This window comes from Gimesia maris (genome assembly GCF_008298035.1).
Classification (GTDB): domain Bacteria; phylum Planctomycetota; class Planctomycetia; order Planctomycetales; family Planctomycetaceae; genus Gimesia; species Gimesia maris.
Window position 1 is genome coordinate 3,504,697 of record NZ_CP042910.1, and the last position, 25,419, is coordinate 3,530,115.

Here is a 25,419-nt window from a genome sequence, read left to right on the forward strand (position 1 = left end):
GAGTGTTCCAGAGATAATGCGATTTTAAGGGGTAATCGGGGATAGGTGCCGTTTCAAGGAGTTCAATAAAAAGGGCTATCTGCAGTGAATGTACCACGTAAAATTACAGAAGTAAATCAATTATGTTGTGTAAAATCTCCAACTTATTAGTTCTGGGGGGATTCGACCTGAATCCTGATTCAGTTGTCTCCCCTGCCATAATCAGGTTCCGTGTTTCGGCCAGTTTACACTTATCTCAACCTGTTAAACTTCAGTGACAGTGTGATTTACAGATTGTATCGAGGAACAGGTCCATGGCTCATAATAACAGTGTATAACAATTGAGCCGGGAATAGGTATGGTAATTGCTTTATAGATCTGTTTGATTTCCAGACAGCTGAAACAGGATGATAATCCTTCATCAATAGTTTGAGTAAATGGTTAAGTGAGATTTCTAATCCAATCAAGTGAATCATAAAGCAGGGAATGCCGGGTGGGCAAAACGACAGTAGCATCAGCTTCGATTGAAACCGAAGCACAAAATGATGAAACCAGGGGTTCCGATTCCAGCCAGGAGACTTCAGTCTCAGTGGTGATCTGGTTGAGCGTTCTTGTCATCATCCTTGTCGGGATTGTCATCAGAGTAAACTTACTGGATTTGCTGTTTTTGGGCTATGACGAAGCAATGCATTTTCAGGCAGCGCGTGCTACTAATGTTGCCGATGTGATGCAGGCGAGTCGGATCTATACTCATCCTCCTTTGATTTTTCTTTTTTATCATTATTGGATGATTCTAGGCGACTCTGAATGGTTGTTGCGATTGCCTTCCCTGTTGTTTTGTGTTCCGGCACTTGTTTTCGGTTTTCTGTGGCTCAAGGAACTGCTGGGGCCACGGCCTGCCTTGGTGGGGTTAACCTTTCTTACTTTTTCGCTTCCGATGATTCAATTAAGCATCGTAGTGCGTGGGTATACGTTAATGCTCATGTTTTTTTTCGTTGCTCTGTATTATCAGGAGCGATTTTTTCGGCATGAGTCTTTGCCCGCGTTAGTTGTGAGTGGACTTTGTCTGGGACTGGCGATGTTAACTCACTATGCCACTGCCTGGTTTCTGCTGGTGATAGGATTATTAGCTCTGATGCGGCTTTTTTCGGGATCTCTTTCCCGTCGGGCAATCGTCAGTTGGGTCTTCTTACAGTTCGCTTTAATCGGTTTGTGCGTTGGATTGTATTTGTTGCACGTAAGAGGTTTTGTCAACAGTCAAATTCAGTCAGAACTGTGGGACGTCTGGTTGAATTACAGTTCAGCCGATCAGACAAAACTGCGTCCTGCCGCCCTGACGCTAATACATACGGCAGATTATATAAAATATGTTGCAGGTGTGAATCCGATCCTGATGGGCTGTTTGTTGCTGGTGGGATCTTTTGTTCTCTTATTAAAGGGTTATCGAGAGAGTGGATCGAAATGGATTGCCATTGAGCGAAGCCTGACGGTTCTCCTGCCTATGATCATTGCAGCGTTCTTATTTAACTATCGCATTTATCCTCTGGGATACACGCGGCACTCAATCTGGTTGATCCCCTTCACCGCTGCAGGATTTTCTGCTGCGGCTTATCCATTGTTGCGTTGTCCAGGCGTATTTCGATCTGCCTGCGGTGTATTTCTGCTTGGTTTCTGGTTTTACCTCTATCCCTATCAGGTGGTTAGAAGTCTGGAAACAACTCAGACACCTGCCATGGCCCGAGAAGTGGCTTCCTTATTGAAAAGCACCGTTCCTGCTGATTCGCTGATCATTACCGACGATAGTACGAGAAACGTTTTGGAATATTACCTGATGGGGAGAGAGCAGACTCAGATGAAACCTCTTGAGGGAGGGTTTATGGAATATCAAATGGGGGACTATCGTGTAATCACGATTCCGAAGTTCCATTTTTACTTATATGACTTCAAAAATGAATGGGAAAAATATCAGCAGGTGTTGGGGGAAGACGCTACAGAACCAGTCTGGCTGACCTATATCGGTTTCGGAAATCCTCGCAATATACCGCAGAGATTATTTAGAAACTTTCCGCCTCGTAAAGTGCTTGAAAAAGCAAACTACCTTGATAACTATATTATCAAGGTAGAGTTTATCGCACCTGATTCGGAAAATAAAAAACTCCCCGATGCTGATACTCTAATTGATCAATGAGAGATCCATCTGGTTTTATCTCAATTAAGCAGATAATGCCTCTCACGTTCAAACTCGAAGCATCGCTTCCATGGCGCTTCGATGTATCAGGCGGCGGTAATGGCATCCGTTAAAAAAACAACGCCTGAATCTCAGTTACAAGATTCAGGCGTCGTTTGTCTTGATGTGTCTTCTTATGACACAAGTAGCGGTGGAGGGATTCGAACCCCCGACACGCGGATTATGATTCCGCTGCTCTAACCGACTGAGCTACACCGCCAGTTTGGGTTACCCCCTGGCTTTGCCAGATGGGTTTATCCTACAAAATGTTCGACTGCAGGAAAAGCCATTTCTCAGTGCTAAACTGCTTAGGTATCTCACTTTATCGGCAAAATAACCCCCGAGAAGTCGAAAGCTTAACAAATTCCTGTTTGATCGCAAGTCAACCACTGCTCTCATCCGAAAATGCCCCGAATTTCGTTGATTGTGATGCGTTTACAGGGGCGATATACTCATTTTCTGGTCTTATTTTAAATCAGACGACCCTGGATCTGGAGTGGCCTTAAAATATGTACTATCCAAATCAACTACTGCTATCATGTGTCATCCTGTCTCTTGCTCTCCCCTGTTCTGCTGAAGAGAATCTTCAGGAATTCCCCCCTGCATTGAATTCAGAGATTGTGACTACCGTTTTTGAACGAGGAGAATCTGGTTATCACTCATTCCGCATCCCTGCTTTACTGACGACTCCTCGGGGAACGCTGCTCGCCTTTGCGGAAGGCCGCAGGAATAATTTAAATGACAGTGGCGACATCGATCTGGTTCTCAAAAGGAGTCAGGATGAGGGTAAAACCTGGTCTGAATTATTGGTGATCTGGACTGATGGCGAAAATACCTGTGGTAACCCGTGCCCCGTAGTGGATCAGACTACGGGCCGCATCTGGTTGCCTTTAACCTGGAATCACGGCAAAGACCATGCAAATCAGATCAAAGACCGGTCAGGCCTGGATACGCGACGCGTTTATATGAGTTATTCTGATGATGACGGCGTCACATGGAAGCAGCCCTATGAGATCACGGGATCGACCAAGAAACCGGAATGGACGTGGTATGCGACAGGCCCTGGAAATGGCATTCAGTTGACGCAAGGGAAATTTAAAGGCCGGCTGGTTATTCCCTGTGATCATAATGTCTCGCTGCAGGGAAATGTTGTACGTCGGGCGCACGCCATTTTTTCAGACAACCATGGTAAGACCTGGGAATTAAGCGAACCGATCGGAGAAAAAACAAATGAGTGTGCTGTCGTTGAACTGACTGACGGTCGGCTGTTGATGAATATGCGAAGCTATCACGGTGAAAATCGTCGAGCGATCGCTTTTTCCAGTGATGGAGGCATGACCTGGTCTGATGTGAGTCTGGATCAGGCTTTAATCGAGCCTGTCTGCCAGGCCAGTCTGATTCGTGTCCGGTTTCCTGATGTTGAGAAACCGGGACAGATCTTATTCAGCAATCCAGCCAGTAAAAAACGTGAAAAGATGGTCGTGCGACTCAGTGAAGATGACGGAAGAACCTGGACCGCCTCACGGCTGGTAACGCCCGGATCCGCTGCCTATTCCAGTCTCGCCGGAATCGGTGATGGAAAAGTCGGTTTGCTTTATGAGCGGGACGGCTATCGGACCATAGAATATGTTGCCTTTAAACTCGATTCTTTTCAGCCTGAATTATAGTTGAATGAGATCCCCCATTTAATATTAGAAAACAGATACTCATGGATACACTACAAGATCGCTTTTTGCGTTATGTCAGAATTGATACTCAGTCGGATGAGACGAGTCCTACGTTTCCGAGTACAAAAAAGCAGCTGGTGCTGAGTCGGATGCTGTTTGATGAGTGTGAGCAACTGGGGTTGGAAGATGTCACAATAAATGAGTACGGAATTGTGATGGCCACGATTCCCTCCACGGTTGAAGCGGATGTCCCGGCGATCGGGTGGGTAGCCCACGTGGATACCTCCCCTGAGTTCTCCGGTACGGACGTGAAACCGATCGTGCACGAAAATTATAATGGAGAAGATCTGGTGCTGCCCGGTGATCCGTCACGTGTATTGCGGGTCAGTGAAGAACCTCGTCTGAAGCAGATGCAGGGGAAAACGGTGATTACCACTGATGGTACGACACTTCTGGGAGCAGACGACAAGTCGGGAGTGGCTGTAATGATGTCCGCCGCCGCGAAGCTGATGGGGGATTCCTCTATCAAACATGGCCCGATTCGACTCTGTTTTACCTGCGATGAAGAGATCGGTCGGGGCATCGAAAAGCTGGATTTAAATGCATTCGGTGTCTGTTGTGCGTACACGTTAGACAGTGATGGCAGTGGCCGCATCGATTCCGAAACCTTTTCTGCAGATCAGGCTGTCATTGTTGTCAAAGGGGTCAATACACATCCTTCTGTTGGTAAGGGTGTGATGGTGAATGCCAATCGCATTTTATGTGAGTTGATTGCTCAATTACCGACAGAAACCTTAAGTCCGGAAACGACTGAGGGGCGGGAAGGCTTTATCCATCCCTATCATATTGAAGGCAGTGTTTCTGAGGCGTCTGCCCGGCTGATCTTACGTGATTTTGAAACAGAGAAGCTTGCGGAATATGCCGAACTTCTGGAATCACTGGCCGAACCACTTCGCCAGAAAAACCGCAAGGCAGAGATCACGATCAACATACATAAACAGTATCGCAATATGCGTGATGGGCTGCCCAAAGAGCCACGTGCATTGGAGAAGGCAATCGAAGCGACTCGCGCTGCCGGCCTCGAACCCAATCTGAACGTGATCCGTGGAGGGACAGATGGCAGTCTGTTGACTGAAAAAGGATTACCCACCCCCAATCTTTCCAGTGGACAGCACAATCCCCATTCACCGCTGGAATGGACCACTGTGGAAGAAATGCAGCAGGCAGTTGATGTTCTGATACAGCTGGCAATTCTCTGGGGCAAAGAACGTTGAGGTTCCAACTGACGAGTTGAATGAATTTGAGACACGCGCCGCTTTTTTCTGAAGTTGCTCATTCCGGTTCGGGTTGTCCGGGTTACCGGGGTTGGTGGAAATAGAGAAGCATTTCAGCTCCAGCTGCGCGTGTTGTACTAACGAGTTAAGACAACACGCCCTCCCTTAGCAGTATTCTGCCTGATTCGGTTTTAAATGGTCATTTAAAAATGAACCGATTGCACAGGTCGTAGTGCATCTTCACGAAAACGATTGTTTGACCATCGAATTTTTGTGGCTTATGTTAAACATATCGGCAAGATACTTGTTTAAATAAACGCTGTGCATTTATTGTGCAGCGCGAACCGGCGACTGTTTACCTGCCTGCTTTTGATGAGCCCTGCTTGTGGCGGCCTTCAGCAACAGGATAAAACGTCGGTTATAGAGGGGGAACCATGTTTTCTACTACCAAGACGCGACTTCTTAAGAGATTACATTCGAGTCATTTGTGGGTTTATCTACTGGGCTGTCTGCTGGCAGCAGGATCCAATATCACTGCTGCGGATCCAGGTGAACTTCCCATTGTGATTCCCGTTACGCAGACCCAGTCAATTGCTAAAGGGGAGGAGTATGAACGGAATCGGCAATGGATCAAGGCGATTGAGCATTATGAAGAAGCCTTAAAAGAGTGGCCTGAAAACGACAACATCAAATACGGTTTGCGTCGTGCCAAAATTCACTTTGGCATCGACCGTCGTTACTCGGATGACAGCTTTTCGAAAGTGCTTCTGAATCAATCGCGAAGAGAAGCATTTATCCTCTTCGACGAAATTCTGTCTAAAATTCAATCGCACTTCGTCGATCCGCTCAGTACCACTTCTTTCGTGGCACATGGTACGGAAAGCCTGTATCTGGCTCTGGCCAATGATCAGTTTATTAAAGCTCATCTGAAAGGAGTGCCGCCCGAGAAGATTCGTATGGTGCGTCGTATTCTAAGAGAAAATTACTGGAACAAATCTGTTTCCAGTCATCACGGGGCACATCAACTGATTATCGAAGTCTGCACGATGTCTTATCAGAATCTGGGACTGCGGGATACTGCTGTGATTTCTGAATACATGTTCGGTGGCTGTAATGCCCTGGATGATTACAGCAGCTTTCTGACTCCGGAGCGTCTGGGCGATCTGTACGACAATATCGAAGGTGAATTTGTCGGGATCGGGATCGAAATGAAAGCCGAGATCGGAGAAGGCATGCTGCTGATGAATGTGCTGCCAGACAGCCCTGCCGAAGCGGCCGGGGTCCTGTCGGGAGATCATATTGTTGGCATCGATCAGCATGACTGCCGAAATATGACAACTGACCAGGCAGCGAATCTGCTGCGGGGGACTTCAGGCAGTCAGGTACTACTGGAACTGGAAAGTCCTGGCAGTGACCGGACGCGAACTGCAAGGGTTACCCGTAAAGCAGTCCAGGTGAAAAGTTTTCCCATCGTGAAGATGCTTGATCAGGAAAATGGAATCGCTTACATCAAAATGACCGGTTTTCAGAAAACATCTGCTGCAGAACTGGATGCCGCCCTGCATAAACTTCACGGTGAAGGTATGCGGTCACTGATCTGGGATGTGCGTGGTAATCCAGGCGGGTTACTGTCTGCCGCCGTGGAAGTGCTGGATCGTTTTCTGGAAGAAGGGAAGCTCGTTTCCACAAAAGGACGCGTTTCTGATCAGAACTGGAGCTACACAGCACATCGTCCTGGTACTTGGAAAATTCCGCTGGTATTATTAGTCGATGAAAACAGTGCCAGTGCCAGCGAAATTGTGGCGGGGGCATTAACCGATCATCGTCGTGCGACAGTGGTCGGACGCAAAACCTACGGGAAATGGTCTGTTCAGAGTATTTTCCCGATTCGGGGTTCGACTGGTTTACGCCTGACAACTGCCAAATTCTATTCGCCTCAAGGTAACACTTATGGTAAGATCGGGATCAAACCGACAATCACGGTTGAAAAGGATGAACTGCAGACAGCCATGTATGGTGCGTCAAGAGAGCAGAAACTCGCTGCAGATTCTGATATCAAACGTGGCTTACAAATCCTGCAAAGGCAATATGCTGTAACACCATGATGGATGAACGTGCCGCCTGGCTCACACAGGGAAAAGGGACAACCCCCGAATTACGGTGGTCATTCTCAACAGAAGCTCCTTTACTTGCGCTGGACCTGGCACGGGAAACAGGAGAAATACTGGCCGCCGATGTTTCGGGCGGCCTTTATTTATTGGATCGACAGGGGCAGTTTCTGCATTTGAATCGTGGTGTTAAGGATGTGCAACTGGTCCACTGGAGTGATCGTGGGAAACTGGGAGCTGCGATCTACTCAGACAATAATATCTGTTGCTTTGATCGTGATCTGAACGTCTTGTGGGCGATCTCTTTTTCGGTGGAGTGCCTGGCAATTACGATGGATTCCTACGGCGACTATCTGGCAGTCAGTCTGGCCAGTGGTAAGACCATTCTGATTGACTCGCAGAAAAAGAAAGTCGCCAGTTTTGAAACGATGCGTCCTTTAAGTTATCTCGAATTTCAGGTCTCTGAACCAAGATTGATGGGGGCAGCGGAAAATGGGTTTCTCTGCTGCCATGATCTTGAGGGAAATTGTATCTGGACTGAAAAGCACTGGTCTAATTGTGGAGGGATTTCAATTTCGGGAGATGGACAGCGGCTCTATCTGGCAGGATTCAATTATGGAATTTTAATTTTTGACCATGATGGTGAATCTGCAGGGACTCTGATTTTTGAAGGGACACCCAAAGTCCTCGCTTGTGATTTTGCAGGAAATCGAATCGTTGCCGCTACGATAGAGCAGGAACTGTACTGGTTAAATCAGGAGGGTAAGCTGATTTGGGGAGGAGTGATTCCTGATGAAGCAGTTGAAGTAGCCTGCGATCCGTTTGGTCAATGGTGTGTTTGTGGTTTGAAATCCGGTCTCGTGCAGTGCCTGGACTGGAGTGATTCGATTTAAAAGCACCCTGTCCCCCGGACACCTGCTGTTGTGATGTGCAGTCCTCATTTTCTTATCGAGTAAGGTCGAAAAGAATGAGGGTCTATTTTGACTCTCTCACGACAACAGCTTATGATATATGTTCTTCTGTCATTCGGGTTTAGGTGGTTCCAAATCAGTTCTTAACAATTTCTGGAAGCGTTCGGACTCAAGTAAGGCGTTTTTTGAATCGTTCGATTCAGACATTTCTGGGGCAGGCAATGGCCAAGCGGAATGAAAATACACCTGAGAGAAAAAAACGCCAGTCTGCGCGCGTACCGAAACTGGAAACGCTGGGCAAATACAAAATTGAAAAAGAAATCGGTGCAGGCGGTATGGGCGCTGTTTTCCTCGCCCGTGACACCAGATTGAACCGACTGGCTGCTCTAAAGATTCTGCCGCGGGATAAAGCGGAAAACCCTGTTCTCGTGAAACGCTTCAAGGCGGAAGGTCAGGCGGCTGCCCATCTCCGCCATGAGAATATTGTTTCAGTTTATGATGCCGGCGAAGAAGACGGTTATCTTTATATCGCGCTGGAATATGTTGAGGGAACAGACCTTCATAACCTGATCAATAAACGAAATCGGATTCCAGTCCGCCGGTCGCTGGAGATCATCACACAGGTGACAGAGGCTCTCTCACATGCTTATCAGCAGGGAATCGTGCATCGTGACATCAAGCCTGCCAATATTCTCATTCGCCTGGATGGCGTTGTTAAGTTGACTGACCTGGGATTGGCCCGTTCCATAGATGATAATACGGAAACGAGTATCACCCGGGCCGGGACGACTGTTGGGACCGTTGATTACATGGCTCCCGAGCAGGCCCGTGACAGTAAGGCGGCAGATATCCGCAGTGATATCTATTCGCTCGGTTGTACCTGGTATCACATGCTGACAGGCCGGGCCCCCTTCTCTGAAGGTAGCCTGACCAATAAACTCGCCGCTCATGCTACCACTCCTCCACCCGATCCGCGGGAACTCAATGATCGAGTGCCGGAAGGGATTGTCGCCATCATTCATCGGATGATGGCCAAACCACAGGCAGATCGCTATCAGACTCCGGCTGAACTTCTGGAAGACTTGAAGAACTCGAATCTGAAACGTTCCAATCTTGGAAACGATGTTCTGGAAGCATTGGCAAATGATGAATCGGATGGAGAGCAACCTACTCTCGAGTCAGACCAGCTACCAGCAGCAGACAGCAGTGATTTTTTGATCAATCAGTTCATGCCCGATTACACCAGCCAGTCTGATGATCAGGATGATGAAGATAAAGAGTCGGAAAATCGGCTGAGCACCAGTTTCGATCTGCAGCAGCTGGCGGGAGAAGTCGAATTCGAATCAGATGTAACAGCACCTGGTCTCAAGCAGCCAGCCAAATCTGCTAAATCTGCTAAATCTGCTAAATCTGCTAAATCTGCTAAATCTGCTAAATCTGCTAAATCTGCCAAACCAGCAAAAAGTAACAGGCAGGTGGAACGCAAACGTTCCTCCGCGAAACGTCAGGAGCCACTGGAAGAAGAGGAAGGTTCTGTGATTTCTGACTCGGCAATGAAAACGCGCCAGGCTCCGCGTTCTTCAAAGCAGGATTCATCATCGACCTCGACACCACGCAAAGGATCCAGATCTCAAAACCGGGAAAAACAGATTCCGGAAAAAACGGGAGCTCGAAAGAGTCAGGGATCTTCAGCACGTCCACCGAAACGATCCTTGAAAACTCAAACAACAACTACGGCGGATGAGCCAGCCGCAAGTAGTCAGATCGCCGTGGATTACAAACAGATTGCCATGCTGGCGGGAGGAGTTTTGCTGTTGATTCTCCTGATCTGGTGGGGGATCAATGCTCTGAGCTCATCGGGGGACGGACCACAACAGGGACCTGCCAGTAATCCATTTCTCACGGCAGAGCAGAATCAGCAGCGTAATTCTCAGAATGCTACCGATCAGCCAGGGAATGCAGCGGAACCAGTTGAAGACTCACCTCAAGCAGAGGTTGCTGTTACGGATGTGAAATCTGGAATAGATCCATCAAAGCAAAAAGAAGAGTCTGCTGAGTCCTTAAAAAACTTGTCTGTCCGTGGGCAGGAAAAAAAACATCTGCCAGACTGGGGACCAGGGTTTTCTGCACTCACTGGGCCGAATGCAGGCAAGGTGGACCTTCAATTACCTGTTTTGAAAGTGGCGCGGGGGAAAAACGAATCCGGAGTCTGGGACAGCTTAAACAATGCCCTGAATGAGGTGACTTCCAGAGGCGCTGTTATCCGTCTTTATGGTTCTGGCCCTTTTTTACTCCATCCACATCGGTTACAGGATATTTCTCAGTTAATCATCATGGGGGACTCAGGCCAGAAGCCGACAATTCTGCTGCAGGCAAAAAATGAAAACGAGAAGCAGTCTGAAGTAAACCTGTTTTCGTTTTCAGCTGGCTTACTGCGATTTCAGGGGGTCCACCTGCTGTGCGATGTGTCCGGGCTTTCTGGTTCCGGAGTTTGCAATGTCCTGGAGTTAAATCAGAGTGATCTCACATTTCAGGACAGTTCATTCACGCTGACCGGGACAACAGATAGAACGCTTAGACTGATCAATTCCACGGGAGCACCACGTACAACGACAGGACGACCCGAAGGTGAGTCACGTATCTTTCTGGAAAATTCAGTGATCATGGGGCAGAAACTGGAAGCGGTTCGCGTAGATCAGATTTATGCGGATGTGCTGATCTCTAACTGTTTTATCTCATGCAAAGGAGCGCCCTGTCTGGAACTGGACAGTCTGGACCTGGCTCTGACTCCTGGTCTGATATTGCAGGAGCGCAAGGTTCCCCGCACCGCCAGGATATTTTCCAGTACCCTGCTCTCCGACCATACGATATTTTCGTTAACCGGTCCTGAAGAAAAGAAAAACCGGGTAAAGTCTGATCAAGCGGAACTTGCCACTGGTCAAACTGATATTGTTGTCATCAATTCTGTTTTGATCGGGAATCCCAGGGATAAACAGGCAACAATGATGACTCTCACTAACTGGCCTCAGGATAAACTGAGAAGTCAAAGTGCAAGCCGGTTTGATGAGGTCAAGGTGCAACTGGAAAACGCTCTGCTCTGGGGATGGCCCTCGTATCTCCGCTCGACAGAACAGGGGAATTTACAAAATGTATTTCAAATCGATTCTCATCGAACCTGGCAGCAAAGCTGGGGAAATCATGTGACTGCTGACATGTTTCAGCCTGATCTTCCTGCAGAAATCGATGAATTGCTGACGCCGGCATTTGTAAAACCCTTATTGGATTTTTCCAAACAGAAAAGTGTTTATGCAATATCAGCAGATGGTGTGACTGCAGGATGTGATCCTGCCAGTCTTGTCTCCCTGACACAGAATGAACAGAAGCGGATCAAAGCCGTACTGGGAAGACCAGATATTGAACAGGAGATCAAGAGCCAGTTCGCCAAGGCAAAAGCCGTGACGTTCGATATGACAAAAGGCAATCTCAGCGATTTTCTCAACGGTCCGGCTATATCCGGACCTACACGGGTGAATGTGAGCGGTCAGGGTGTCTGTTACATGTCACCTGTGACGCTGGAGAATAAACAGATCCAGCTGGTTTTTCAGCACAAGACGGCAGAGAGCCCTCAGGCGGTTGAGTTAAAGTTGCTTCCTTCATCTTCAAAGTCACGTGTGAAGTCAGGGATAGAAGCTTTCTTCAACTTGAAAAACTCAACCCTGGAAGTCTCTGGCGGGGCGTTTCGAGTTTCCCCTGATCGAAAAGGCGTTGTGCCGCGTCATTTTGTGAGATGTCAAAACAGCCGCCTGGGACTGGATCAATGTGCTCTGGCTGCCCTGCTGCCGAATGATAACCGGTTTCAATCTGCAATATATGTTGAAGCCGATTCCAATGGGAAATCAAGTCAGATTCAGATCGACCACTCATATCTGACAGCCTCAGGTACAATCATTCAATCCGAAGCCAGTCAGCTGGACCTGGATGTTCGTAACAGTCTATTTCTCAGTCAGCAGGATATCTTTGCTCTGCCTGCTAAACAGGGAGTATCAGATGTCATTCGTGTCTCGTTAAGCCAAAGTACATTTGCTCCACAGGGCTCCGTTTTCGCGATCAAATCAGAATCGGGAAACAGCAATTCCGGTCGGTCTGCTATTCAGGTCATTGCAGAAGAGTCATTGTTTCTGCCTGCTCCCTCAGGCTCAAATGCACGTTCTGATTTATCAAAGACAGCATCGCTGATCTCGGCTCCTCAATCCTCGTCAGGGAACGGAGGAATTGAGTGGTGGGGGAATTCGAACGGTTATATGGTTGAGCGTTTTAATGCTATCAATCGCGCAACAGGAAGCGCTTCGGGGTCCGGAAATGATTTCTCAGCAGACATGAAGAGTCTTTTCGGTGCAGATGCAGATCAGCATGAGCTGACGATGCGTGGAGGGGTGATTTTACAGGATCAGAAACTGCCTCCCGTCATCAAGTTACAGCCGGTTCATTTTCAACTCCTGCCCACATGTAAGGCGGCCAGCTGGTCCGAATTGAATCAGCCATTGGGCGCTGATCCAGTTGTCTTACAGAAGATCATTGAAGGAAAACAGAACCAGGATAAATCAGGACGCCTCAAACGGGCGTTCTGAGAATTGTTTGAAACTGTGATTATCAGTTGGCAGCAGGAGGGTGATCTTCATCGAGGCGTGGGACAGACAGCGTGAAACGCGAGCCTTTACCCGCTTCGCTTTCAATGCTGATTTCTCCTCCGTGCTCTCTGATGATTTTCTGGCTGACTGCGAGGCCGATACCGGTTCCTCTGGCCCCTTTGGTTGATTCAAACAGATTGAAAATTTTATTGATCTGATCCTGAGGAATCCCTGGCCCGTTATCCGAAACCATGATCAGGATCTGGTCCGCTTTACGTAGATATGTGGTTTCAAGCAGTACCATGCCATTCTCAGAGCCTTCTACGGCATCGATGGCATTAATTACAATATTCAATATGGCACGATGAATCCCTTCGTGATCGTAAACGGATTCAGGCAGATCTTCAGCCGGTTCGCATTTGAGCTGCACACCACATTCTTCAGCACGTGCCTGCATTAATTCAAAGACGTCATTGACAGGGGTATTAATTGAGCCAGGTTCGAGCGCCGGCTTGCGCTCAGTGCTGAAGGTGAGCATGTCCATCACCAGGTGATAGATTTTGTTCTGGTTCTTCTCAACAATGTTCCAGCCCTTGCGAACCAGGTCTTCTTCAGATTTATTGAGTCCCATGTCGATCAGATAACTGCCGCCGCGGACCCCCTGTAATATGTTTTTAATATGGTGGCTCAAGGTGGCAATCGTCTGTCCCATTGCCGCAAAGCGTTCTGCCTTCAACATGGCATTCTGGAAGCGATAGTTTTCGATTGCCAGTGCAGATTGTCTTCCGATAGCTACCAGCAGTCGCAGATGCTCTTCGCTGAATTTTTCGACGGCACCATTTTTCAACAGCATCTCGGGATGTGAAGTCGTCGTATCAACATAGATGACCCCCATCAACTCATGCCGCCCCTGCATCGGGACACACATCGCTTCACGAATACCAGCCTGCAGAATACTGCGTCCCCCTTCGAATCGCTGGTCGCGCTGTGCATCTGACGTACGGACTCCCTGTTTTTTATTAAGCACATAATCCACAATACTGTGAGATACAGGCATGCGCGGGCCCGATTTCTTTTCTTCCCGGCTGCTGTAGATCTGGGGCAATATTTCACCAGTATGCGGATCTGTAATCAGCATGCAGCCCCGGTCTGCACCGACCGTGTTGATCGTGAGATCAAGAATTCGTTTCAGCAGCTCTTCCTGAGAAATGGTCGGGCTGACGGAAGCCTCGGCGACCCGATACAGAGCCTGCAGGTCGTTTTGAATTTCGTGTTGTTGTACGACTCCTGAAACATCGGCAGTGTCGAGAACGACCGAATCAAACCGGTGGTTGACTTCATGTGTGATACTGGATGGGTTTGAATCTTCGTTGCTGATCAGATCAATTCGCTCTGCCATATAACGGGAATCTTCATCCAGCGACTGACTGGAGAAAAGCAGCAGGCTGCGACCAATCTGGATATGGTCACCATTATTCAGTTTCGATGACTGTATCTGAACTCCATTGAGCATCGTCCCGTTCGAACTGTTTTGATCTGTAATAATGTAGGAGCCATTTTTAAACGAGATCAGAGCATGCTGGCGCGAAGCTTCGGTGTCCAGAATACGGATTTCATTGCGGACTCCCCGCCCTACTCCGGCTGGTTCCGTACCAAGTTTAAAGCGTGTACCCAGATCTACGCCCTGGATGACCAGTAGCGTCGCTTTGGTTACATCATTTTCTGTTAACCGTTTCATATTGTCGTTTCCCAGTCAAAGACTGGATTTCCCCCCCCTGAATTGAGGGTTGCTCTGTCTGCTTAAGTCCATCACGCCTGTTGATGCTGAATCCCTTTTATACTGATTACCTGACTGTATTGCTTCTGAGTTCATACGAAAAACATGGGTTTCGCATGAATTATGAATTCAGGATGTACTGTTGGGTAACAGTGCCAGAATGCATTCAGGTGTTGGATCCCGAGCAACCGGCGATCGACCCGTGTTCAGAGTCATGCGTTATGATACACCAGGGACAATGCAATCTATCTATGATGCATCAACCCTGCCTGAAATCATACCGCAGGACAGAGCCCTGTTCAAATCCCATCTGAGGATTCAGAGTTGATCCAGCTTAAGAAATATCCAGGCTCAGTCGTTTCCAGGAGACTGTTGCAGCAGACTTTCTATGGAGTCAATCAGTTCTGCGTACTGGAAAGGCTGCATCAGGAAGCGGGTCGTTTGACCGGAACTGGTGCTTTTCGGTTTTCTGACTGAACCTATGACAACTTTGGGGACCTCGTTCCAGCCGGGCTGCGATGTTGTGGACTCATTCAGATCGTCATCATGGACAACAACAATGCTGGGGATTTCACAGGGGCAATCCAGGTCATTTACATTTCGCTGACGTACCCGATCTACACTGCATCCCTGGGGTTCCAGAATGGCCTTGAGGACCTCTTCTGTTTCATTCAAGCCGTCAAAAACAACAACACGCTGACCGTTTACCACTGTCTGGGTTCCTTCCCATGTGCACTATATCCTATGAAGATGCTCACGCAGGTGATTCTTCATTTCGACAGACGGGAAAGATAGCTCGTTCTATTATTTATGTCAAAATCAGAAGCTGGAGCTGCATTTCAGTTTTTTGAAATATGTAAACTTTACAATGCGATGGTCGGAAGGTCGTTGATAGCTGGGAATTACCAGTTGCCCGGGGCAGGGAAATTCTCGTTGAATATCGGTTCCTGGTTGATGTAATTATCGGTCCGTTTCAGGCTGTCCAGTTGCAGCTGTTTCCGCTCGTTACTCAGATCTTCGTCTGTAATACGATCCCTGATTTCAGCCAGTGGAGCGACGTATTTTGGCTGTTTGACTTTCACATCGGTAGGATAAAAGACACCAGGATCCTTGAGTTTTTCGCGAGTTGAAGCATCTGCCAGAGAGGCATAAGCCGTTTCGGGATAAATCCGCTGGTGATAAGTGCTGCTGAAACCGGCGGGCTGGTGATAATCCGGGATGGTCCGACAGCCAGTCTGTGCGCAGGCTAGAACAGCCAGAACGACAAGAAAGTAGCTGCGGTATGACATAAAATATTCTCCCGATATAAAAAGCGGCCTTCAAAATATGAAGACCGCTTCTTTTATATCGGAGATTCAGCGGTAGGATGTCGAACCAAATTTCAGCAAAAACCGCTTTCTGTCACTTAACCTTTTGCTGCTGCGTAGCGTTTGGCAACTTCATCCCAGTTGATGACGTTGAAAAATGCAGAGATATAGTCAGGACGCTTATTCTGGTAGTTTAGGTAGTATGCGTGTTCCCAAACGTCAAGGCCCAGAATCGGAGTATGTCCTTCAGAAAGAGGTGTATCCTGGTTGGGAGTGCTTTCCACGACCAGCTTTCCGCCATCGACGGACAACCAGGCCCAGCCACTTCCAAATCGGGTAGCAGCGGCATTGGAAAACTGTTCTTTGAAGGCATCAAAGCTGCCGAAGGTAGAGTCGATGTCAGCTGCGAGATCGCCGCTGGGAGCACCGCCACCACTGGGAGACATTACCGTCCAGAATAAGCTGTGGTTGGCGTGACCGCCACCATTGTTGCGAATGGCACCACGAATATCTTCGGGGACCGCACTCAGATCACTCATCAAATCTTCGATTGACTTGGCAGCCAGATCGCTATGCCCTTCCAGGGCAGCGTTGGCTTTTGAAATATAAGCCTGATGATGCTTGGTATGATGAATTTCCATTGTCTTTGCATCAATGTGGGGTTCCAGCGCGTCATAAGCATAGGGTAGATCGGGAAGCGAATAAGACATTCGAGTACTCCTTTGTGTTTCCGTGTTATTAGTCCAAGGTGTTGGTGACTTTACGTATATTGCCCGGTGTGTCGAACTCATTGAAATGAGGACAATCTAAGCCTGTGCAAATACATCCTCTTTCTCCATTGTAGAAGATTAAACCATTCTCACAACCAACAGGCCATGAAGTTTTCACAGAGTTCTCGGCGGGCGCTGGTCTTCTGTCAGACAGAATAGTTGACCTCAGGGGGCTGCGGTCTACAATGAGACCATGTTGTCAATTTCGAGGGAAAACTCCTGATTTTCAAGGATCTGCGATATGAACCGGAAAGCGCTGATTGCTTTGCCCGTTTTCAATGAAGAACGCCATGTAGTGGATGTTCTGACCGAAGTCAAAAAGTACGCAGAAGCGATTCTGGTCGTCAATGACGGTTCATCGGATGGAACTGCCGAGATACTCAATACCGTCGCCGGGATTACCGTGATCACTCACCCGGAAAACCAGGGATATGGAGCCGCTTTGAAGAGTGCCTTCGATTATGCTGTTGAACATCAGGATGATTATGATGTACTGGTGACGATTGACTGTGATGGCCAGCATGAACCCGGCCTGCTGCCCGGTCTGGTTCAGCAGATGCGCGATCGCTTTGATAAGGACCCGATTGATATTTTATCCGGGAGTCGCTACCTGAAGTCGTTCAATGGTGACAGTATTCCGCCGGAAGATCGTCGTCAGATCAATGTCGCAGTTACAAATCGGATTAATGAACAGCTTGGTTTCGATATCACGGATGCGTTTTGTGGGCTGAAAGCATATCGCGTAGAAGCTTTGTCGCAATTCAATGTGACAGATCTGGGATACGCGATGCCACTGCAACTCTGGGTGCAGGCAGCAGCGCACGCGATGAAGATTGTTGAATTCGCCGTTCCACTGGTTTACCTGGAGGAGGAACGCAGTTTTGGCGGCTCACTGGATGATGCGATCAAACGAAAAGCCTACTACGATGAAGTTCTTGATCGTGAAATGCAGGCAGCCGGTATGACCTGCTGTGCATCGGAGAATTGTAACGATCGTACCGATTCTTATAGTGAGTAAAACAGAAGACACAGCTTATAAGGTGGAGAGGGTAATGCATCAGACACTTTCCACTTGAAATCAAATCAAAAGGACTCGACTTTCAGTTAGAGACTGGTCAAACTAAAGCATTCTCGCAGGCACTTCAGCTGTTGACGTTTAACAGCAAAAAGCTGACTGCAGGATAACACGCGAAACGGGTATCGAGCGAGCGCTTCCCTCCTGGAAATCTGGTTGTATGCCAGAAGTAACATACATTTGTTTAAAATCAGCACTCCATTAAAGCATTGAAATGTCTTCAGTGACTCCATTTCCCTGTCAGAATCCTGATTCCCGATTTGACTCCGGTACTGAATCTGTCCCGGAACCTGAGTGGGTGAAACAGGACCTGCGGGTACCAAGATATGATGATGTTGTGTTTGCCCGCCCTGATCTGTCTCAGATCATAGGTGATGCGGAAGCAAACCGGGATATGTTTCAAGGCTGCTCCCGAGACCGCAGCGGAAAAATCATTTCCAGTTTGAGGTCCTGGGCTCGACGATCTGTTCTGGAAGAAGCAGCCCGCTACACCGCTGAACTGACAGGATCTGCGGTTGAACTGCCCGCTGGTCTGGATGAGCAATTACTGTTTATCACAGGTCACCAACCGGCTTTGTATCATCCAGGGGTCTGGATCAAAAATCTGTTGATCGGCAAAGCAGCACAACAGACGGCAGGTCTCAGTTTGAATCTGATTGTTGATAACGACCTGGTCAGTTCAACTGCTGTCAAAGTACCTCAAGGAACTCGATCCAACCCCTGTTTCTCTGATATTTCCTTTGATGATTCCATCAAGAAAAAACCGTGGGAAGAGACATCCATTCAAAATGAGGAATTGTTTCGTACCTTTGCAGATCGAGTCGATGAGGCACTCGCGGTCTGGCCTGATCTTCCCGCTCCCCTGCTCCGAAATATCTGGCCGGCAGCTGTAGCTCACATGCAGAAAACTGACCGGCTTGCGGATTGCCTGGCGGCAGCCCGACATGCGCAGGAGCAGAGATGGGGAATCGAAAATCTGGAGCTCCCGATCAGCCGCATGTGTCAGACCGGGCCATTTTTATGGTTTGCCTGTCATCTATTTAAGAACGCCCACGCTTTTCGGTCAACGCATAACGAAGTCCTCAGTGAGTACCGCAAAGTCAATCGAGTGAGGAGTAAAACCCATCCCGTACCGGAATTATCCGAATCAGATGGCTGGATTGAATCTCCTTTCTGGATCTGGAGAACCGGAGAGACACGTCGCCACCAGCTGTTCGTCAAACGGGATCAGGAGCAGATACAACTCTCAAATGGAACTGATATTATAGGCTCACTTCCGATGAGAGAAAACTGTGATCTGTCGGCAGCAATCGAAGTTCTCAAACAACTGCCTGAGCAGGGAATTCGCCTGCGGACCCGCGCATTGACGACGACTCTGTTCGCCAGACTGTTCCTGGGAGATCTGTTCGTACATGGGATTGGTGGTGCCAAATATGATGAAATGACAGATCGGATCTTTACCCGCTTCTTTCATCTGACTCCGCCTCGTTACCTGACTTTGTCAGCCACCCGCTTTCTGCCTTTCTGCAAGCCGTTTGATGTCCAGCATTGTGACGAGACCTGTCTGCAGCGGATCCAGCGGGACCTGGATTTTAATTCTGATCGGCATCTGACAACAGAACAACTGGCAGGCGCAGCGTCATTAGTGGAGCGAAAGCAGGCTCTGATTCAGGCTCAAAAGGCTGCGGAAAAACACGATGATTCGCTGGCACAGGCCGAACGCCGTCGACGGAACCGTCTGCGATTTCGCGAACTCCGCGAGCTTGATTCAGAACTGTCTGAACTGACGCTGCCACTGCGTGAAAAGATTATTGGTGATCTGGAAGTAGTGCAACAACAGATGCAGGCCAACGCAGTGATTCAGAGCCGGGAGATTTCGTTTGTGCTCTATCCGGAACAGACGCTCCAGCAATTGTTTGACAAGCTGGATTTCACTTGAACGCAATCCGGTTCCTTCTGATTGTAGACCGATTTATTTTTCGACGCGTGTGATCCGTTCGAACAGAAACTGATGTCGAGAATTAAACAGGCGCCGATATCCCAGCAGAACAGAGATGACAGTTCCCAAAGCCGTTCCCGATGCGATCAGAAACATGATCACAATCTGATACTTAACTGATTCCAGCGGGCTGGCTCCTGCGAGGATCTGCCCTGTCATCAGGCCAGGTAATGACACCAGGCCGACCACCATCATAGAATTGATGATGGGAGTCATTCCCGACCGGACTGCATTCTGCAATGCTTCCCTGGCGGCTTCATTGCGCGTTGCTCCCAGTGAGAGTCGGAGCTCGACCTCTCCTCTGCGCATCACCAGTTCTTCACTCAACCGGTCCAGGCCCAGCGATATTCCATTTAAGGTATTCCCCAGAATCATCCCCAGGAGGGGAATCAGATACTGTGCCGGGTTATCTGACCAGCTGTGGGGAGGGATAATAACTGTTAATGCAAAACCACTCACCAGCCAGGAACTGACAAAAACGGCGATGATGCTGTTCAGCCAGATTCCCGGGAAGCGTCTTGGCGAACGTTGAACAGCGGTCAGGCTGGCAATGAGCGTCATGCTGAACATCAGCAATAGAATGACGGGCCACCAGGACAGTTTAAAGATCCATTCCAGGATCATGCCGATCAGCAGGAGTTGAATCACAGTGCGGATCGAAGCCAGCAAAAGGCGTTTTTCCAGGTTCAGGCTTAACCAGAACGAAATGAACCCATTGATCATCACCAGTAGTGTTGCCAGAAAGATATTCAGTGGAGTTAAGTCATACATCTGGTCTTCCTGGTCAGAATAGATTGGGGTGGAGTGGATGGTTCAGTTCGGGGTTCTTTGAAATGGTAGCAGATTCTGCTTCATCAGTTGATGCGGAAACCTTAACACAATCTGCATTTACCGGCAATTTGAGAGAAGTGTGAATTCTCCAGACCTTAACTTTCCATTCATCATCAGCGAATAAAAGCTTGATAAGATCCGCCGCAACAATGAACGATGAGCAAATCATAAAAAAACACAATCAGGGCTGTGACAGCCAGGAAGCGAGCCGCCGAAATCGCGGAGTAATGTCATTAAGGAGGATGATATGATCGTGTCCCAGAATCAGTCCGCTGCAACAGTCTCTCGTAGTATTCGAACAATCTTTGTCAGCGATGTTCATCTGGGATGTATGCATTCGAGAGCAGAAGAGTTTCTTGAATTTCTCAATTCCCACCACCCTGAGTCTCTCTATCTGGTAGGCGATCTGATTGATGGCTGGAAATTGCGCAAAAAATGGCGTTGGCCGCATATCTATAATGAGATCTTTGATCGGGTAGAAGAGCTTAGTAGCAAAGGAACTGAAGTATTTTATACACCTGGAAATCACGATAACTTTTTACGTGATTTCGGGAAGCGGTTTGGTTTTGTTTCACTTTCTGATGAATTCGTGCATCTGACCGCAGATGGACGTCGCTTCCTGATTATCCACGGCGATCAGTTCGATAAGTTTGAAACAGGGGCACAATGGCTGTCGGTACTGGCATCATTCGCGTACGACATGTTGCTGACCGTCAATACCTTATTCAACCGTCTCATGCGCCGTCGGGGACAGACAAAGTTTGCCCTCTCCTCTGCTGTGAAATCTCAGGTGAAGCACCTGATGCGGTTTATCAGCGATTACGAGAAAAAACTGGCCGATCATGCCCGACTGAAACGCTGCGAGGGAATCATTTGTGGTCATATTCATGCCCCTAATATTCTGGATATTGACGGGATTAATTACTGCAATACTGGTGATTGGGTGGAGCACTGCAGCGCCTTGATCGAATACAGTGACGGCGAACTGGAAATCGTGTTTTTTGATCAGGAAATCGAACCTGTCCAGAAACCCGTTCCCCAGGCTCGTTCGGAAAGAATCAGGCAAGAACCCTTTGTGGACGCTGAGGTGCCTGGTCTCATCAGTCGTTTCTGGAAAAAATGTCATCCTCTGAAACTGATCCGCCGCTGATCAGTTTTTTTTATGGTTTCGCTGGAGCAAAATGATGATTTCTGAAAGAATCAGCAGTAAAAGTTTTCAATTCGTCCATCAGGGTAATCTGGTTTACAATACCTGCTGGGAAGATCCCCGTCTCGATCGGAGGGCACTGAATCTGGGCCCGGAAGATGAAGTTCTGGTGATCACATCTGCTGGTTGTAACGCATTGGATTATCTGCTGGATGAGCCACGACAGGTACATGCCGTGGATGTGAACCCCAAACAGAATGCCCTTCTGGAATTGAAACTGTCAGCGATTCGTAATTTGGATTATGAAGCTTTTTTTGATCTGTTTGGCCGAGGGTACTCGAAAGACTGGCGGAAACTGTACTCACAGAATCTGCGTGCAGATTTATCTGTGACCGCACAGAAATACTGGGATCGACATGGAAAGTTTTTTTCCGGTGAAGGGAAACGCGCCAGCTTCTATTTTCGTGGATCTTCCGGGCTGTTTGCCTGGTTTGTGAACTGCTACATCGACCGCATTGCCAAAATTCGTGATGATATCAATTCGCTGCTGGCAGCGCGCGACGTCACCGAACAGAGTTCCATTTATCAGTCCCGAAATCTGAATGAACTGCTCTGGACCAGGATGATCAAATGGTGGATGCGGCGGGACCTGACGTTATCCATGCTGGGAGTCCCCCGCCCGCAACGAACACAGATCGATCAATGTTATGCAGGCGGAATCGTGCAGTTTGTCATTGATCGCATTGAAACGGTATTTACCAGTCGTTCACTGCAGGACAACTATTTCTGGCGCGTTTATCTGACGGGAAGCTACGATCACGATTGTTGTCCCGAATATTTAAAAGCAAATAATTTCGAACGCCTCAAAGCAGGTCTGGTTGATCGGCTGTCCATCAATACGAACACGGTGGAAGGTTTTCTACGGCAACACCCCGGAACCATCTCGCGTTATATTCTATTGGATCACATGGACTGGATGGCAGGTGCGCAACCACAATTATTACAAAGCGAGTGGCAGGCAATTCTCGACAAGGCGGCACCGGAGAGCAGGATCCTCTGGCGGAGTGCGGGTATGCAGGTGGATTTTGTCGATCCGATTCAAGTCCAGCATGATGGAAGGAATCGGGAAGTCGGCGAGTTGTTACAGTACCAGAACCAACTCGCCACAGAATTACACGAACAGGACCGGGTGAATACCTATGGCAGTTTCTATATCGCAGATTTACTCGTCTGACATGTTAAAGCTGCAATCAGCCAGGACGGTTTTCGAGAGAAAGATCGATTCATGAATTACTTGAGTGGACGGTTGAATGATGTCAAAACTGTGTGGCAATTGTTGGCCTCCCGCATTGAAGGTCAGACCCATGTGGAAAGACTGAATTCATTTTATCAGGGACAGGCAGCAGGTTACGACCAGTTCCGCAAACGCCTGCTGCATGGTCGCTGTGAACTGTTTGAAAGTCTGGCTGTACCTGAAAATGGTGTCTGGGTCGATCTGGGGGCCGGGACCGGTGAAAATGCAGAATTGTGGGGGCAACGACTTCAGCAGTTTCAACAAGCCTATCTGGTTGATCTCTGTCAGCCTCTGTTGGATGTCTGTTCTCAAAGAATTTCAGATCGAGGATGGTCGAATGTGACAGCGGTCTGTGAGGATGCAACCTCTTTCACTCCGCCGGAAACGCACGTCGATCTGGTTACCTTCTCCTACTCTCTGACTATGATTCCCGACTGGTTCCAGGCAGTGAATCATGCCTGGGATCTATTGCGGCCGGGGGGATTGCTGGGCATTGTCGATTTCTATGTCGCGAGAAAATATCCTCAGCCCAATCTGCAGACGCATGGCTGGTTTCAGCGGAATTTCTGGCCGGTGTGGTTCGCAGGTGACAATGTGTTTTTGAATCCCGATCACCTGCCCTATCTGCTGGATCGCTTTGAGTTGATTTCTCTCAAGGAATCTCAGGGAAGCCTTCCATTTTTACCTCTTCTCAAAGTCCCATATTATGCACTGATTGCGAAAAAATCAGTTTAAACAATTCCTGCTCTTTCGCAAAATTCAATTCTGTCATTCGCTTCGTTACAGGCTTCTGGTCCTCGACATTAATCTGTTATGATTGATCAAGAAATGGGACATGAGTCAATCTGGTATCGGAGAGAAGCAGGATGTTGATCGAAGCACTTCAGAATAAATCGTTATACGATCATTCAATAGAATCATTCCAGTTGCTGGAAACGCATATTTCCTGGGTGCTGCTTACCGGACCGTATGCCTATAAACTCAAGAAACCGGTCGATCTGGGCTTTGTCGATTTTTCCACATTGGAATTACGTAACAAATACTGTCGCGAAGAACTTCGCCTGAATCGCAGACTGGCACCCGAGTTGTACCGGGAGGTGATCCCGATTACCGGTACTGAAAAGACCCCCGAATTCAATGGGACAGGTGAGATCATCGATTATGCAGTCCAGATGGTGCAGTTTCCACAGGATCGTCTGTTGAGTGTTGCGATCAGGGAAAACCGTTTAACGGTGGAACTTATCAATCAACTGGCAGAAGAGGTTGCTGAATTTCATGCAAAGATCGCCGTTGCCGGTGCAGACCTGGAGTGGGGGACGCCCGAAAAAGTACTTGCCCCCGTAGAAGAAAATTTTCGGCATGTGACTGAGTTGTTTTCTGGAGACGAGACAATACTGGGGCAACTGGACTTGATTCGTACTGAGAATGAAAGCTGTTTTCAGGAATTATTCACATTGTTCCGGCAGCGCAAGGCGCAAGGGTATATTCGTGAGTGTCACGGCGATATGCATCTGGGAAATATGATTTTGAGTGAACGGGGTGTAACCCTCTTTGACTGCCTGGAATTCAATGCGGGTTTGCGCTGGGTGGATGTGATGAGTGAAGTCGCTTTTGTCGTCATGGATCTGGAAGATCGAGGCCGCGCCGATTTCGCTATGCAGTTTCTGAATCGTTACCTGGAGCTGACTGGAGATTACGCAGGAGTGCCCCTCCTGCGATTTTATCTGTCTTACCGGGCGATGGTTCGTGCAAAAGTTGCTGCAATCCGATTAAGTCAAGCTAAACTGGCGGATACAGTAGCGAATCAAGTACGCGACGAATTCCAGTCGTATCTGAAACTTGCGAAAAACTATGTCGTGAATACGGAACCCTGGCTGCTGTTGACTCATGGAGTCTCAGGCAGTGGCAAGTCCTATGGTAGCGAACTTATGCTGAAAGGGATGCCTGCGATTCGAATCCGTTCTGATGTCGAACGCAAACGCCTGCAGGGCGAACAGCAGATCCCGGATAGTGAACTCTACTCTGCAGAGACAACCCGACTGGTTTATGAACAGTTGTGTTGTCTGGCAGAGGTCATTATATCGGCCGGCTGGACAGTCATTGTAGATGCTACAACGCTCAAAGTCTGGCAACGTACTTTATTTTATGACCTGTCAGAAAAACTACAGATACCGTTTCAACTGGTCGTCTTTTCAGCAAGTCAAGAACAGTTGGAATCTCGGATCAGGGAACGAGAGCGAAATGGGGATGACCCGTCTGATGCCACACCAGAAATTCTTAAGCTGCAACTGGGCGAATTAGATCCGTTGGATGAAAACGAATTGAAACAGTCAGTCGCCATTCCCGTGGATCAGGAATGGACGACTGAATTACTGGTTCAACTCGTGCAAGATTCTGGTAATAACCAACAGCGATGAGTTGATTA

At 48.3% G+C, this 25,419-nt stretch carries 17 protein-coding genes and 1 tRNA gene; 12 read left to right on the forward strand and 6 right to left on the reverse strand.

What is annotated here, in order from left to right:
- Positions 1 to 472: 472 nt before the first annotated feature.
- Positions 473 to 2,167, forward strand: a complete 1,695-nt coding sequence (locus tag GmarT_RS12945) for an ArnT family glycosyltransferase (protein ID WP_002648533.1) — start codon at positions 473 to 475, stop codon at positions 2,165 to 2,167.
- A gap of 185 nt (positions 2,168 to 2,352) precedes the next feature.
- Here the strand turns inward: GmarT_RS12945 and GmarT_RS12950 are convergent.
- Positions 2,353 to 2,426: transfer RNA gene (locus GmarT_RS12950), tRNA-Met, on the reverse strand.
- A 289-nt stretch (positions 2,427 to 2,715) separates the two neighbouring features.
- Here GmarT_RS12950 and GmarT_RS12955 point away from each other — a divergent pair.
- The 5 genes from GmarT_RS12955 (at position 2,716) to GmarT_RS12975 (ending at position 12,794) form a co-directional block, all read left to right on the forward strand.
- Complete coding sequence (locus GmarT_RS12955) at positions 2,716 to 3,873, forward strand: sialidase family protein (protein WP_002648532.1); 1,158 nt, start codon at positions 2,716 to 2,718, stop codon at positions 3,871 to 3,873.
- 41 nt (positions 3,874 to 3,914) lie between these two features.
- Positions 3,915 to 5,147, forward strand: coding sequence for a peptidase T (gene pepT, locus GmarT_RS12960; protein WP_002648531.1), 1,233 nt, complete (start codon positions 3,915 to 3,917; stop codon positions 5,145 to 5,147).
- 434 nt (positions 5,148 to 5,581) lie between these two features.
- On the forward strand, positions 5,582 to 7,252 hold the full coding sequence (locus GmarT_RS12965; RefSeq protein ID WP_081459588.1) for a S41 family peptidase: 1,671 nt from the start codon (positions 5,582 to 5,584) through the stop codon (positions 7,250 to 7,252).
- Positions 7,249 to 8,148, forward strand: a complete 900-nt coding sequence (locus GmarT_RS12970) for a WD40 repeat domain-containing protein (protein ID WP_044239680.1) — start codon at positions 7,249 to 7,251, stop codon at positions 8,146 to 8,148. Before GmarT_RS12965 ends, GmarT_RS12970 begins: the two co-directional genes overlap by 4 nt.
- A gap of 203 nt (positions 8,149 to 8,351) precedes the next feature.
- The gene (locus GmarT_RS12975) at positions 8,352 to 12,794 is read left to right on the forward strand and encodes a serine/threonine protein kinase (protein WP_149302814.1); all 4,443 of its coding nucleotides are present in this window, start codon (positions 8,352 to 8,354) and stop codon (positions 12,792 to 12,794) included.
- A 22-nt stretch (positions 12,795 to 12,816) separates the two neighbouring features.
- On the opposite strand, the gene GmarT_RS12980 is transcribed toward GmarT_RS12975, so the two are convergent.
- The 4 genes from GmarT_RS12980 to GmarT_RS12995 all read right to left on the reverse strand — a co-directional run bounded on the left by GmarT_RS12980 (position 12,817) and on the right by GmarT_RS12995 (position 16,588).
- A complete protein-coding gene (locus GmarT_RS12980) occupies positions 12,817 to 14,532 on the reverse strand; it encodes an ATP-binding protein (protein WP_002648526.1) in 1,716 nt (571 codons plus the stop codon).
- Positions 14,533 to 14,922: 390 nt separating this feature from the next.
- Entirely contained in the window at positions 14,923 to 15,282 is a 360-nt protein-coding gene (locus GmarT_RS12985) for a hypothetical protein (RefSeq protein WP_002648525.1), read from the reverse strand.
- Positions 15,283 to 15,473: 191 nt separating this feature from the next.
- Complete coding sequence (locus tag GmarT_RS12990; protein ID WP_002648523.1) at positions 15,474 to 15,860, reverse strand: hypothetical protein; 387 nt, start codon at positions 15,858 to 15,860, stop codon at positions 15,474 to 15,476.
- Positions 15,861 to 15,976: 116 nt separating this feature from the next.
- A complete protein-coding gene (locus GmarT_RS12995; RefSeq protein WP_002648522.1) occupies positions 15,977 to 16,588 on the reverse strand; it encodes a superoxide dismutase in 612 nt (203 codons plus the stop codon).
- 301 nt (positions 16,589 to 16,889) lie between these two features.
- Between GmarT_RS12995 and GmarT_RS13000 the strand changes: the two genes are divergently transcribed.
- Both GmarT_RS13000 and GmarT_RS13005 read left to right on the forward strand, forming a co-directional pair.
- The gene (locus GmarT_RS13000; RefSeq protein WP_002648521.1) at positions 16,890 to 17,666 is read left to right on the forward strand and encodes a glycosyltransferase family 2 protein; all 777 of its coding nucleotides are present in this window, start codon (positions 16,890 to 16,892) and stop codon (positions 17,664 to 17,666) included.
- Between the two features lie 271 nt (positions 17,667 to 17,937).
- Positions 17,938 to 19,662 (forward strand): hypothetical protein, encoded by a 1,725-nt coding sequence (locus GmarT_RS13005; protein WP_002648520.1) that lies wholly within the window; start codon positions 17,938 to 17,940, stop codon positions 19,660 to 19,662.
- A 33-nt stretch (positions 19,663 to 19,695) separates the two neighbouring features.
- On the opposite strand, the gene GmarT_RS13010 is transcribed toward GmarT_RS13005, so the two are convergent.
- Positions 19,696 to 20,493 carry an ABC transporter permease gene (locus tag GmarT_RS13010; protein WP_002648519.1) on the reverse strand — a complete coding sequence of 266 codons (798 nt, stop codon included), beginning with the start codon at positions 20,491 to 20,493 and terminating at the stop codon, positions 19,696 to 19,698.
- A gap of 307 nt (positions 20,494 to 20,800) precedes the next feature.
- On the opposite strand from GmarT_RS13010, the gene GmarT_RS13015 reads away from it, so the two are divergent.
- The 4 genes from GmarT_RS13015 (at position 20,801) to GmarT_RS13030 (ending at position 25,411) form a co-directional block, all read left to right on the forward strand.
- On the forward strand, positions 20,801 to 21,703 hold the full coding sequence (locus tag GmarT_RS13015; RefSeq protein WP_002648518.1) for a UDP-2,3-diacylglucosamine diphosphatase: 903 nt from the start codon (positions 20,801 to 20,803) through the stop codon (positions 21,701 to 21,703).
- 34 nt (positions 21,704 to 21,737) lie between these two features.
- Complete coding sequence (locus GmarT_RS13020; protein WP_002648517.1) at positions 21,738 to 22,934, forward strand: BtaA family protein; 1,197 nt, start codon at positions 21,738 to 21,740, stop codon at positions 22,932 to 22,934.
- A gap of 51 nt (positions 22,935 to 22,985) precedes the next feature.
- Positions 22,986 to 23,729 (forward strand): class I SAM-dependent methyltransferase, encoded by a 744-nt coding sequence (locus GmarT_RS13025; RefSeq protein ID WP_002648516.1) that lies wholly within the window; start codon positions 22,986 to 22,988, stop codon positions 23,727 to 23,729.
- Positions 23,730 to 23,860: 131 nt separating this feature from the next.
- The gene (locus GmarT_RS13030) at positions 23,861 to 25,411 is read left to right on the forward strand and encodes a bifunctional aminoglycoside phosphotransferase/ATP-binding protein (RefSeq protein WP_002648515.1); all 1,551 of its coding nucleotides are present in this window, start codon (positions 23,861 to 23,863) and stop codon (positions 25,409 to 25,411) included.
- The last annotated feature ends 8 nt before the right edge of the window (positions 25,412 to 25,419 follow it).